Annotated in this window: 7 protein-coding genes and 1 pseudogene; 4 read left to right on the top strand and 4 right to left on the bottom strand. The window is 60.8% G+C overall.

Going from position 1 to position 12,205, the window contains the following annotated elements:
- Window positions 1-556 precede the first annotated feature (556 nt).
- The 3 genes from AKN83_RS27610 to AKN83_RS27600 all read left to right on the top strand — a co-directional run bounded on the left by AKN83_RS27610 (window position 557) and on the right by AKN83_RS27600 (window position 4,188).
- Window positions 557-1,618: a DUF7146 domain-containing protein gene (locus tag AKN83_RS27610; RefSeq protein ID WP_050401223.1), complete on the top strand. Its 1,062-nt coding sequence runs from the start codon at window positions 557-559 to the stop codon at window positions 1,616-1,618.
- Window positions 1,619-1,995: 377 nt separating this feature from the next.
- On the top strand, window positions 1,996-2,919 hold the full coding sequence (locus AKN83_RS27605) for a DUF2493 domain-containing protein (protein ID WP_050401224.1): 924 nt from the start codon (window positions 1,996-1,998) through the stop codon (window positions 2,917-2,919).
- A gap of 945 nt (window positions 2,920-3,864) precedes the next feature.
- Window positions 3,865-4,188 (top strand): DUF736 domain-containing protein, encoded by a 324-nt coding sequence (locus tag AKN83_RS27600; RefSeq protein WP_050401225.1) that lies wholly within the window; start codon window positions 3,865-3,867, stop codon window positions 4,186-4,188.
- 137 nt (window positions 4,189-4,325) lie between these two features.
- Here the strand turns inward: AKN83_RS27600 and AKN83_RS27595 are convergent, their stop codons facing one another.
- A complete protein-coding gene (locus tag AKN83_RS27595; protein ID WP_050401226.1) occupies window positions 4,326-5,651 on the bottom strand; it encodes a DUF3422 family protein in 1,326 nt (441 codons plus the stop codon).
- A 1,488-nt stretch (window positions 5,652-7,139) separates the two neighbouring features.
- Window positions 7,140-7,418: a hypothetical protein gene (locus AKN83_RS39940; protein WP_488226122.1), complete on the bottom strand. Its 279-nt coding sequence runs from the start codon at window positions 7,416-7,418 to the stop codon at window positions 7,140-7,142.
- 715 nt (window positions 7,419-8,133) lie between these two features.
- Between AKN83_RS39940 and AKN83_RS27580 the strand changes: the two are divergent.
- Window positions 8,134-10,096 (top strand): annotated as a pseudogene (locus AKN83_RS27580) (putative bifunctional diguanylate cyclase/phosphodiesterase).
- 321 nt (window positions 10,097-10,417) lie between these two features.
- Here the strand turns inward: AKN83_RS27580 and AKN83_RS27570 are convergent.
- Together AKN83_RS27570 and AKN83_RS27565 are read right to left on the bottom strand one after the other, a co-directional pair.
- Complete coding sequence (locus tag AKN83_RS27570) at window positions 10,418-11,665, bottom strand: type II toxin-antitoxin system HipA family toxin (RefSeq protein ID WP_050401230.1); 1,248 nt, start codon at window positions 11,663-11,665, stop codon at window positions 10,418-10,420.
- Window positions 11,658-11,993 (bottom strand): helix-turn-helix domain-containing protein, encoded by a 336-nt coding sequence (locus tag AKN83_RS27565; RefSeq protein WP_050401231.1) that lies wholly within the window; start codon window positions 11,991-11,993, stop codon window positions 11,658-11,660. Before AKN83_RS27565 ends, AKN83_RS27570 begins: the two co-directional genes overlap by 8 nt.
- Between the last annotated feature and the right edge of the window lie 212 nt (window positions 11,994-12,205).

Here is a 12,205-nt window from a genome sequence, read left to right as displayed (position 1 = left end):
GGTACGCCTACCCTTACGTTCAGGGGTGATGGGCGCTGCTCTCTCGCCGTCATGTCCATCGCGGACTGCCAGGTCCGGGCAGTTTCGAATTCTTGCGGGATCGAGACCCGCGCAGGGATTGCGACGACGACATCGGAATCTCTGGCTTCTCGCGTCGACACGATCGGCTGATTCATACAATCGCTGCCACGAACCCATTTCCGTGCGTTCAGCTTCGTGTTCGCCCCAACGTCTTGGCTCAGGGGCAGTCAACATAATCGCCTCTGCCACCGCCGGCGGCCATTTGAGCTTCATCCGATCCGCCATGTGACGGCGCGACCTGGTTTTTTCCGATAGCGCGGCACACGCCAACGAACGCCATTTGCCGCCGAAAGCGAGAGCGAGAGCTGGACAGGCTTGTCCGCGAACGGGTTGGAGGCCGAGAGAGGCTCCCGGCCGCCCGGTTCGGAGAAGCTGACATGGCAAGCGCCGTTTGGAAGATCAAGCTGTCGCCGTCGCGCGACATCCTCTTAAGCAAACTCAACTTGATCCCTTTCGTTGAGCGGGAGGACGCGTGATGGTCTTTGATGTCTCAGAATTGGTACGCCGCCTCGCACGCGAGGCCGAGGGCGTATGCCGACACTATCTGTCCAATGGCAAGCGGGTGGGGCGGTACTGGGTGGTTGGCGACGTTCGCAATACGCCAGGACGCTCGTTGTTCGTACGGCTCCAGGAATCGACAAAGGGGCCCGCCGGAAAGTGGACCGATGCCGCCACCGGAGAACATGGGGACCTGCTCGATATCATCCGCGAAAGTATGGCTTTACGCGATTTTCGCAAGGTTGCCGAGGAGGCGCGACGCTTTCTAACGCTACCTCGTTGCGAGCAGCAAGCCGCCCCGAAAGCCGACGCTCCAGCGGCGCGAGCCGGTTCGCCGCAAGCCGCCCGTCGCCTGTTTGCAATGTCCAGCTCCATCGACGGTACGGTGGTCGAAGCTTATTTGCGGCGTCGCGGAATAGTCAGTATCCACCATAGCGGCAGCTTGCGCTTCCATCCACGTTGCTACTATCGACCCGACGAGCATTTGCCGATGGAAACATGGCCAGCGATGATAGCCAGCGTCACGAATCTTGATGGGCGGATATGCGGCGTGCATCGCACCTGGCTCGATCCGGACGGCTTTGATCGCATCCGGCTCGGCAAGGCTCCCATCGACACCCCACGGCGCGCCATGGGCGACTTGCTCGGTAACGCTGTTCGTTTCGGCCTGGTGGATGATGTGCTCGCTGCCGGCGAGGGCATCGAGACCATGCTGTCGCTGCGCTGCGTCCTGCCGACCTTGCCGATGGCTGCTGCGCTTTCGGCCAATCATCTCTCAGCCATGTTGCTGCCGGCTGGCTTGCGTCGGCTCTATATCGCCCGTGACGCCGATGCCGCCGGAGACGCCGTACAAGCCATCCTTACCCGGCGCGCGGAGGACGCCGGCGTTGAAGCGATCTCGCTATCGCCTTGGCTCGGCGACTTCAATGAAGATCTGCATGTCTTCGGCCTTGAGGTTCTCCGGGCAGCATTGCGGCTTCAACTTGTTCCTGACGATGCCGCCCGCTTCCTGCGCTCGTCCACGATCGAGGCCGGGTAGTCGCGGTAATTCGACCGATGGCGAAAGATCGGTCATAGCCGAACCCAATTGGCGGAGAGGACGCGACCTTCGGCCCTTCTAGCGGGCGATCGGACGGCAAGCGGCCCGGGCCGGCAATGGCTGCGTCCGGCCATTTTCCGCCGCGCGCAGGCAATGAGAAGACACGATCGCGATTTGGCGAGCGCGCTTTGCATCGCGAAGCAAAATAGCCGGTCTTCGCCATCCTCCGCTGCCGCTTCGGCCCTTCGCTTCCGCCCACGCCCTGCGGGCCTGGGCGGACAAGCCGCTCCGGGTTCTGGCCCGTTCCGCCCGCCGTCTGAGTGATCGCCACGAAGGCCGCGATGGGCGCGGCCGCTCCGCCAAAAGGATCTCTTGCGATGACCGACCACGACGACATCGAACCGACGCATGACCCGTCTCCGAGCGAACACGTCCTCACCGAATTGCAGCTCTTCGGCTATCGCCCCTTCGACGACCAGCCAGATCCAAGACCTCTTCCCGAGGGCCGGATGATCGCCGGTACCATCGTCGATATGTTCGACGTGCTGGTCGCCACGATGAGCAATACGCGGCTTGAACCCGATCTCAGCGAACTCCTCTGGTCAACAGTCAACCTGTTCCACCGGGCCGTCGATCGTATCGAACGACAGCTCGACGACAATGAACAAGCGCAGCACAAAAGCCAGCGGGAGCAGAATGGGTCAGAGGTGCGATCGGTCGAGCTCGAGCGCCTGACGGCGGAGGGCATCACCCTGATCGAGCGCCGAAATTGCCTGGAACTCTTCCGCGACCAGGCGATGGAGCAGTTTGAGGTTCACACCGGCTCGTCCTGGCGTCCTCGGTCGGGCTCGCTGGTGAGCCACCGCACGCTCACGGCAGCGATGATCGACTCCCGCGACTTCATCGCCGCCAAGCGCCGCTCCCAAACCGAGGTCATGTTGCCGGCAGGACCGAAGATCGCACTCACCGGCGGGCTCGACTTCAACGACCACCGCCTCATCTGGGATCGCCTCGACAAGGTTCACGCCAAACATCCCGACATGGTCCTGCTCCATGGCGGCTCACCCAAGGGGGCCGAACTGATCGCTTCCAAATGGGCGACGAGCCGCAAGGTGACCCAGATCGCATTCAAGCCCGACTGGACGAAGCACGCCAAGGCAGCCCCCTTCAAGCGCAATGATGCCATGCTCGAGCTCTTGCCGATCGGCGTCATGCATTTTCCGGGTACGGGAATCCAGGACAACCTCGCCGACAAGGCGAGGCGTTTCGGCATCCCCGTCTGGAAATTCGGTGGCGCGTGAGCGCCGTCTTTTCCAAACTATCGAGCGGAGCTGGACGCCTGTCACTCCGGCGCGTCCAGCTTTGGCTCCAAAGTCGCGGCTTGCGACGGTGGTGGAAGACGCCTTCCTAATCCATCCGAATGAAGCCGCCACCATGCTCGCGCCTGGTCTTGTTCTGACCACACCACGCATTGGCTCGTTATGCCGCGCCGCCTTAGTGCGGTCAGTGGCGGCCTGGCCTTTTCCGTCGCACCTGGTGCTCACGCTTGCGGGGATCGGGCTGCTGACGCGTTTTGCGTTGGCGGCGCGACATGGACGCAGTGACTGTTCTTGCTTGCGAAGACCCGCCTGTTGGAGCCGGCTGAACTGGTGGGGCAACAGTCTCAACCTTTCTCATGGCCGCAACGCGCGAATGATGATCCATCGTCACCTTCCTCATCGAACAGGTTGCGCAGGATCGGTAATTGAACGGTGGCAAGTGGCTGGAGTGAGAGCTATCGCGAGCCCCTTCGCAGCGCTTCGACCAGGCTGCGCGGATCTCGGCCGGACCCATCCCTTCGCTTGGCACGGTGAGTCGTTCTCGATTGTTCTCTCATCACGACATCGCCCTTTGCGGCAGGTTGTTTCTCTTTGTTCGCCGATTCGTTCCAACCTCTTGTGCAGCCCAACCGAGATTTGCCAAGTCTTCTCCCGAGCTTGCGATCCAGCCCGCGGACGCACGTGGCCTCTTAGATGGCTTGATCTGGCCGAAGACCGGCTCCGCCTCGATCGTCTGAGCCGCAACGCCGTTGATGCGACTTTCTTCCCCTGGGCTTCGCCCATTCCTCGCGAGCCAAGAAAGTCGCCACAACGGCGTCCTCCGCTGCGCTCCGGCCCGCAAGGGGTGCGTCGCCGATCGTCCTCGGCCTTTAGATCGCCATCGAGGCCGCGGTGGTCGCGGGCTCGAAACACAACAGGAGAAGTGACATGGCTAACATCGGTACTTTCAAGAAGGTGGGCAACGATTTCCAGGGCGAGATTGTCACCCTGAGCCTGCAAGCCAAGGGCGTCCGTATCGTCGCCGAGACCAACCGCTCCAACGACAACGCTCCGAGCCACCGCATCTACGTCGGCCGGGCCGAGATCGGGGCCGGCTGGTCCAAGCGCTCCAACGAGGGTCGCGACTATCTGAGCCTCAAGCTCGACGATCCGAGCTTCACCGCTCCGATCTTCGCCAATCTCTTCGCCGACGAGGAAGGCGAGGGCTTCAGCCTGATCTGGTCCCGCCCCAGCCGTCGCAACGGCGACTGACTCGATCCACGATGCCTCGCCCGGCTGGTCCGGGCGGGGCATTACCCTGCGCGGGAGATGGCCGCGATCTTGCGGCAGCGTCGCACCACGACCATGCGAGCTTCCCCGGACGGACGCACCGATTCCCTCGAGGAGATCTAGTCGTAAGTAACCGAGGGCGCGTCGTCGTGCTTGAAGTGTCGCTTTCGGACATTGTAACTCACCAGCCAGATGACGCCGACCGCGATCGGCACGAAGGTTGCGGTCAGGAATGAGGGCTCTACTCGCAGTCCGACATGATGCGCGCCCTTGGCAAGATAGCTAAACAGGCTGACCACATAATATCCTATCGCCGCGACCGACAATCCCTCGACCGTGCACTGCAGCCGAAGTTGCTGTCTCGCGCGCTCGTTGATGGCCTGCAACAGGTCACGATTCTGTCGTTCGATTTCGACGTCGACCCGAGTTCGCAACAGATCGGCGGTACGCGCGAGCTTGACCGAGAGAGTCGCCTGACGATCCTCCACGGTCGCGCAGGTTCGCATCGCCGGCGCCATGCGGCGCGCCAGAAACGACGACCAGGTTGGATAGCCCGAGACATCGTTGCCCTCAATGATGGACAGTCGCGATTGGACCAGCTCGTTATAGGCCCTGCTGGCGCCGAAGCGAAACAGGCTGCCGGTCGCGCCTCTTTCGAAAGATGCGGCCAGCGCCGTCAGCTCGGCAAGCAGATGGTTGTTGAACTGCAGCCCTTCACCGCTTTGCATTTTCTCGAGTGCCTCAACAAGACGCCGGTCGATGCGATCGACGGATGGTGCAAGCTCAAGGGCCGTCGACAAGCCAAGAAGCGCCAACGGACGGTAGGTCTCGATTTCCAGGAGCCGTTGCACCAACGCTCCGAGATCGTGCGACGTCAACCCGAGGTCGCAGACGAGGATTTTCGTGAAGCCTTTTTCGTCTACGCGGAAGTCTGAGGCCGCTACGCCTGCACCGCTCTTTGTGGCAACCATGGCCAGGCTGTTCTTGTCAAAAATCTGTTCGGCCCGCCTGGTCGGCGAGGCGTCCTGCTCCACTTCTAGCCTGATCGCGACCAGCAACTGTCCAGTCTGACGCAACGCGCGGATCAGCGATCGGACGGTACCATCAACTTTGTCAAATTGGTCTGCGGCAGAACGATTTGCGTTAGTCCAGATCCAGGTGAATGTTGTGAATTCCGAATGCTGCTCCCAGCGTAGCGTAGCTGGACCAATGACAATCTGATGAAGTTTCGCCGATTGCTCAGGCGGCGTAAGATTGCGCTCGAGGCAAAAATCGATAAAGCGGCAGCGATCGCTCGTGGCCGCTTCGCCCTGTGCAAGAAAAGCGAAGTGGATCACGCTGAAGGGCGAAACCAGGCGCGTGAAAGGGCGCGCGTGCACTTCGCCGAGCACAGCGTCGCGTTGCGGATGTCGCGTGAAGGTTCGCAGATCCAGTTCATCAATCATGTATTGACGCCTTGCTTCAGGGCGAGCAGGCAACCGTCAGCCTTGACGCGGAAGGCAATGGCGGTGCTGGGGGTTCCGCGGCCAGGTTGCTGATCGAGCCATGTCGACGATCATTACCGAGGCCGCATTGATCGCGGGAAAGGGGTCTCGCGGGAGGAGGGTTAGGCCAGGCAGATTGACATGGAGCAGCCTCATCCAGCTTTCGAATGAAGCCATCAAACGGCATCTGCCGGGTACGGCCCGGTGTCGATGACGAAATGCCGGCGTCGCGGCTCACTAAGTGTAGCGGTGCGCCGGCAAGCCCTTTCGCGACCTTGACGGTGGCCCACCGCACCATCCGACGAATGCTTGGATCTACACGGACATGGTTGTCTGTCTCCGAATCCCACCGAGATCGCCCACCACCGAAGGCGTGCCGCGTGAAAGTGAACATGCGCCGGCCCTCTTCTGAGCGCAATTGTCCGGTCACATGACCGATGCCGCGCGAGGTCGTGGCAAGCAGGAACGTCTTGCGTTCTCCCAGCGTGGTGCAGACAAACGACCTCGGGCGCGGCAACCGCATTGTCGATTGACGGATCAAGGCCCAAACGCGAATCCCATCTTGTTGCCATCGTTAAGCTTCCTGGCGCAGATAGCCGGTGCAGGATTTGGGCCAGCATTATTCAAGGGGCGCTCCCGCGTCGTTTTTACGCAATGTGGCTTTCGAAGACAGTCGGAGGCGGGTTTCAGACATGAAGCGCGCTTGTCCGACAGAATGCGCACGTGGCACAGGCCGCAGGCAATTGCGTGTTTTCGGCCAGGTGATCGCCCGGCCGCTGCCATTGTTTGAGTGGCCACGCTCTGGCCGGATTTGTCGATGCGGAGCTCTGCGAGTGACCGCGCCCGGACCCGCGGGACAAGGGTTCGGCGATGGGCTGATAACGTCACGTCGAGTGAGGTTGACTGGATCACGCAGCTGGAGCTCTCGCCGTCCTCGTCTTTGTTGCGTCACTCAGAGCAGCGCAAGCATCTTCGTTGGGCCGGCTTCTCAGCGGAACTCGGCGTCGCCGCGTTGTCCTTGATGTCAGCTCTGTCTGGATCGAGCGCACGAAACGACCTCTTCGATCGATGGATCTGCCCGAAGGACGGCTGTGCCTCGACCGACCGATGCGAAGTCATCGGCCTACAACCGGTGCTGGAGGTTAGCCGGCTAAGCGTCCGACCGAGAACGTTTCGTAATCAAGAACGACTGGCTGGCCCGGCGGCGGCAACTCAGACTGCGAGCTGAAACGTTCGTAACTTGCCGGACTATGCGTTCGGCAAAAAAGTCGTTTCCGAAGGAGGAGTCCCTACGAAGTCTGATACACGTTGGGTTCTCTACAGCCGCGCCCACAATTTGGGTCGGCGCTCGTCAAAGTTCGCAAAGAAGCCAATTACCTTCAGCAATGGGTCTATGGCCGCCACCTCTGGAAGCAGAATGGCTGCTGCCGGGAGCATTGGACAAACCGCCTATTGTTCAGCGAGGAGCTCGTCGAGCGCTTCAGTGAGTTTGTCTACATCAACGTTATTGTCGCACGAATCGGTCGAGATGCTTGTTACACTCTCGGCATCGTTGTCCTTGGTGTCCCGAGCTTTAGAGAGATACAGTGCAGGTTTATCCGCGCGCTGCCATTCACCGTCACCATTCTTAGTCCACTTTTCGGGATGCTGGGCAGGGTCAAGAACCATGTTCGCTTGATCCAGCTCAACAAAACCCATCGCCGCGAGACGGGATTGCGCTCGATACACGCCGAAACATGATCATTGTCGAGGGATTGAGGTATTTCGTCTGGTCGATTCCGAATTGGCTGCCCTGTTGCGAGCGGTTCTGGACGAAGTGTGCGAAGATGTATCGCGTCACGAGAATGGCGCTCGAACTCATGTCGCCTGCAGACTCCTGGAAGCCGCCAGCCGCGGAGGATTGGCATGCCAGTCGTGAGGCCCGCCAAACACCGGCGCGGCAATCAGCGCAGATTGCGGTTCGCCTGCTGGTTGCGCTCCAGGGTAAGAGAGCTGCAGTGCGATTTTGACACGCTGAAAATCGTTGGCCCCTTTGCCGAAAGATCGCCCCTTTTAGTGGCTGGCGTGCCGTGCAGCAGGACAGCGATCCGCGAGGCACGCAAAGAGAAAGTCGTCGGAGCACGCGCCCCAACCGCGGAATGCGCGCGGCCGCCATCCCTTCGTCAGGCCCGATCGATCTCGCACCCAGCCGTTCTATTCGGCGGTACTGATGCTTTCCGCATGCGAGTAAGCTCTGATTTGCGATCCGATAAAACGATGGTTCTGTACGAAACGAACGGAGTTCGTCTTCAATTTTAACCGGTCCAAGCTTCAGCAATGAATCCGGTGCGTCGGGAGGTGTCGCGAGGCGTTGGTACAATCAAGAGTTTATCTTTTGTCAAAGATTTGCCGCGACCTTCCAGAGCTGGCGCCAACGTTACAACCAGTCCTGCAGGGTCCCGGAATGAGAGCATATCTGAACTCCTGGCTTTCGAAGCTCCTAGCCGGAGATTTGGCGGCATTTGGCGGGCCGGTCACTGATGAAGCGGTTGCAGGATACATTCGTGCCGAGCAGATCTCCCTCGTGCTTGGCTATTCGCTGGGCATCATGCTGGCCAACGCCTGCAATGCGACCGTGCTCGCAATTGCCCTTTGGCATTCGCCCGACAGAAACTTTGCCCTGATCTGGGCGGCGACTGTCGTCTGCGGCGCGCTATCGATAGGCCTGAAAGCGCGTTCATCACGACTGATGACGAAGCCTCAGTTCGTGTCGCGCCAGGCCATGCACCGGCTGGTACGGAATGCGCTGGTTCTCGGGACCGCCTGGGCAATTGTGCCGGTGGCTTTCTTCGCGAACGCATCCAATGGCGGGCAGCTCGTCATTACATGTCTCTGCTCTGGAATGCTTGCAGGTGGCGCATTCGCCTTCGCCACGATTCCGGCGGCGGCAGTTGCGTTCACGGCTCCGATCTTTGTGGGTACGGCAATTTGCCTCGGCAAGAACGACGATTTCGCCTATCTGCTCGTCGCTATCCTGGTCGTGGCCTATGGCTTCGTGCTCCTGCGCGGCGTTTTCGCCCATTCCTTCGAATTTACCAGACGCGCTATTGCTCAACTGGAGGCCGAAAGGAGGGGCCGACGGGATACCCTGACCCAACTTCCGAACCGTTTTGCCTTCAATGAGAGCTTAGAAGGTGCCCTCAATAGGCTCGCCCGCACGGGCGAGGAATTTGCGGGTTCTTCTTCTCGGCCTCGATCGCTTCAAGGACGTGAACGACAAATTCGGCCACCTCGCTGGCGATGAATTTCTCGTGCAGGCGGCGGTGAGACTACAGCGATGCGTACGGCAGACCGATACCGTTGCGCGCATCGGCGGTGATGAATTTGCGCTTGTTATGACCAATCTGACCAAGGTGGAGGACGCCTTGGAAGTCGCCGAGCGGTTTGTCGGCGCCTTCGCCGAACCATTCGCGATCGAAAGATGCGAGATCGCGGGCGCGACCAGCATCGGAATCGCAGTGGCCCCGCGCGACGGCGACGTACCTCATGTGCTCCTGAGGAATGCCGACATTGCGCTCTATCGTGCCAAGCAGGCGGGGCCGGGAACGATCTGCTTCTTTGAGATCAACGACGACAAATCAGCGCACGAGCGCAGGGCGCTGCAGCGGGATCTGGAGTTCGCGATCGACAGAGACGAACTGTTCCTCCTCTACCAACCGTTCTTTGATATTCACGCGAACCGAATCACCGGCTTTGAGGCGTTGCTTCGCTGGCGGCATCCTGTCCGTGGAATAATTTCCCCGACCGAGTTCATCCCAATCGCCGAAGAAACCGGACTGATCCACGGAATCGGTGAGTGGGTGCTCCGACGCGCCTGCGCGACGCTATCGAACTGGCCGTCGGACCTCAGGGTCGCCGTGAATTTTTCGGCGGCTCAATTTCATAACACCGGCATCCTGCAGACAATCGTGCAGGCCCTCTCCCAAGCCAGAGTTGCTCCTCATCGTCTCGAAATCGAAATAACCGAGTCGATGCTGATCTCGAAGTACGCGCCGGCGTCATCGATCCTGACGTCACTCCTGCAATTGGGAGTGACGGTGGCACTTGACGATTTCGGAACGGGATATTCGTCGCTGACTTATTTGCTGAAACTGCCTTACACTCGCATCAAGATCGATCAGTCTTTCATACGGGACATGCTGAGGCGACCGGATAATGCGGCGATCGTAAAATCGATCATCGCACTGACGCGGGACCTGCGGATCGGCGTGGTCGCCGAAGGCGTCGAAACAACCGAGCAACTCGACTATTTGCGTCAAACCTATTGTGATGAAGTGCAGGGATATCTCATCGGTCGACCGGTCGCGGAGGATCACATTTTCGCTCTGCTCCATCAAGACAAGCAATGGTCGACGCCCGCCGCTTGAATGACGCGGTCGCTGCGTTATGCCGATAGTGGTGAACATCCGCATCCCGAGGTGGAGTATACGAGCAGCGGCGACTGCATTTGTCGAGAGGCGCTCACCCGGCGCCAGCACGTGGACACGAGACAGGCTGCGAAGGGCGCCGAGGCGAGGGATGGCGTGGCCGGCTTCCGGGTCCCTGACATGGCTCGCCTCTAACGAGGCGGTCGCCGCATCGCCCTTGCAGGTCGCGACGAGCGCTTGGTGTCGGCTGCCTCGAGCTTTGTCTGCCGCCGGTGATGGGGCTCGCTGTCGCTGGCTCGAAGCTGTGAAGGAACGTTCTCGTCATTGCGCCAGCGCCCGTTTTAGATCCTCGTGCTCGAAGGCGCTAGCCATGCGGTTGATTTCGGCCGTGCGGGCGCCGACCGTTTTGGCGGTTTCGCGCCAGGTTGCCGTCACGACGGCGACGTCTTTGATAATCGCGCGGGCCTGCGGCAGCGTGAGCGCGAAAAACTCCGATGCGGCCTCCAGCAGATCGAGCGAGCAGGTGCCCTCGTCGAGATCGATGTTCGTCGATAACACCCGGGCCTTGAGATCAGTTGGAACGGGATTGAGGTCGTATGCCGGCGAGAGAGACCATCCTGCCTTTCCCAGCCACAGGAAACCGTGGTTGCGGAGGTGATCGTCGACATTGGAGATCAGCACGTTGAAGACGACACGCCGATAAAGGGCATGGGCATCCGTTTTCCCTTGTGCGCCGTGTTGAGCAAGGGCATCGACGATCTCCGGATAGCTGCCGCGCTCACCGTCCTTGGCGCCCATCATCGCCATCGCCGACAGGAACGGGATGCGGATCGCACCGTCGCGATCGAAGCGCCGCGACAGCATGACCGGCTTGCCGGCGACGTCGATCAGTTCGTGTTGCGGAGTGGCGATACCTGCCTGGCCAGCCAGCCGCAGTGCGATCTCTTCCCAGGTCTCCATGCTATAGTCGTCAGTCTCCTTCGGGAATTTTGCGATGGAGAGGCGACCATGTTGGTCAATGACTGAGGCCTTCGGGCGCCCGCCGCCGAGGGAAGAGCCGGGGGCAAAGATGAGTTGGAGATCCTCATCTGTTTCTTCATCCCGGAGAATCCGCTCGGTGATTTGGAGCAACCGGCCGAGTTCGATCAGGGCAGGAACGCCGGCCCGGGCCGGTGCCTGGAAAACGTCGTCGTCGATCCAGCGGAAACGGAGCGCGCCTAGCCGGCTCTCGTCGGCGACGCCCAGCAGATAGTCGCTTTCCGCAAGGGTGCGAACGGCACGGCCCTCGTGTTCGGCGAGGCGGCGCTCGGCGCGCTGCATGAGGCGGCGGCCCCAGGTGTCCGGCGCCGAGTCGCCAATGGAGCCAAAGATGGCTAATCGGGCGGGAGGAGCGAATGCGCCGCGTGTCAGTGCAAGTGCGGGCTCGAGCGAGAAGCGATCCGGATTCTCAAGCCATGCAGCGTCGTACTCGAAGAGGATGGTCTCCACGCCTCTGACGCGATTGCTCCTCGCCAACCCTATCGGGCGCGTGCGACCGTCCAGATCGATGTGCACCTCGAAGTCAGCCATCGTGGGATGGTCCGGTTCGCCGCTTGAGGTGGACGTGCTTGGGAAGCTGCGCGCTGGCAAGGGCCTGGCCGACGCTGTCGTTGCTGATGTCGGCGACCTGACCCAGCCCCTCGAGCAGGCCGAGCGCCTGCAGCACGCCGGCGTAGATGCCGATGCTGACGCTGGCGTCACCGGCTTCGACCCTTTGCAGGGTCGATCGGGACGTGAAGGCGCGCTCGGCCACGACCGCCATCGGCAGCCGTCGGCGTCGACGGGCATCATGGATGTCCGCCCCAAGCTTGCGTAGCGCGCGTCGTACCGCAGCGGGAGGATTGTGTGGCGTAGGCATATTTGACGTCTTCGCACTTCATATTTGGTCAATATGTAGCAGGAAGATTACAATTTGCCTAGCTGGCAAACCGGGAAGCAGAATAACATAAGGTACTATTTTACCCCGCTCGCGGCTGCCGGCCATGAGTTTCCGACTTCGGCGGCCCCTCGCCCCGGCTTTCACACGGCGGACTGGCTGCAATTTCTGTCAGTCCGACTGAGCCATCTGCT

It is taken from the genome of Bradyrhizobium embrapense, assembly GCF_001189235.2.
Classification (GTDB): Bacteria; Pseudomonadota; Alphaproteobacteria; order Rhizobiales; family Xanthobacteraceae; genus Bradyrhizobium; species Bradyrhizobium embrapense.
Note: the sequence above shows the minus strand (reverse complement) of the source record. Positions and strands in the feature narration are given on the sequence as shown.

What these genes read in the sequence shown, in the direction of transcription:
- AKN83_RS27610 (WP_050401223.1), top strand. Translation starts at nt 557, where the DNA reads ATGGTCTTTGATGTCTCAGAATTGGTACGCCGCCTCGCACGCGAGGCC.
- AKN83_RS27605 (WP_050401224.1), top strand. Translation starts at nt 1,996, where the DNA reads ATGACCGACCACGACGACATCGAACCGACGCATGACCCGTCTCCGAGC.
- AKN83_RS27600 (WP_050401225.1), top strand. Translation starts at nt 3,865, where the DNA reads ATGGCTAACATCGGTACTTTCAAGAAGGTGGGCAACGATTTCCAGGGC.
- AKN83_RS27595 (WP_050401226.1), bottom strand. Translation starts at nt 5,651, where the DNA reads ATGATTGATGAACTGGATCTGCGAACCTTCACGCGACATCCGCAACGC.
- AKN83_RS27570 (WP_050401230.1), bottom strand. Translation starts at nt 11,665, where the DNA reads ATGGCTGACTTCGAGGTGCACATCGATCTGGACGGTCGCACGCGCCCG.
- AKN83_RS27565 (WP_050401231.1), bottom strand. Translation starts at nt 11,993, where the DNA reads ATGCCTACGCCACACAATCCTCCCGCTGCGGTACGACGCGCGCTACGC.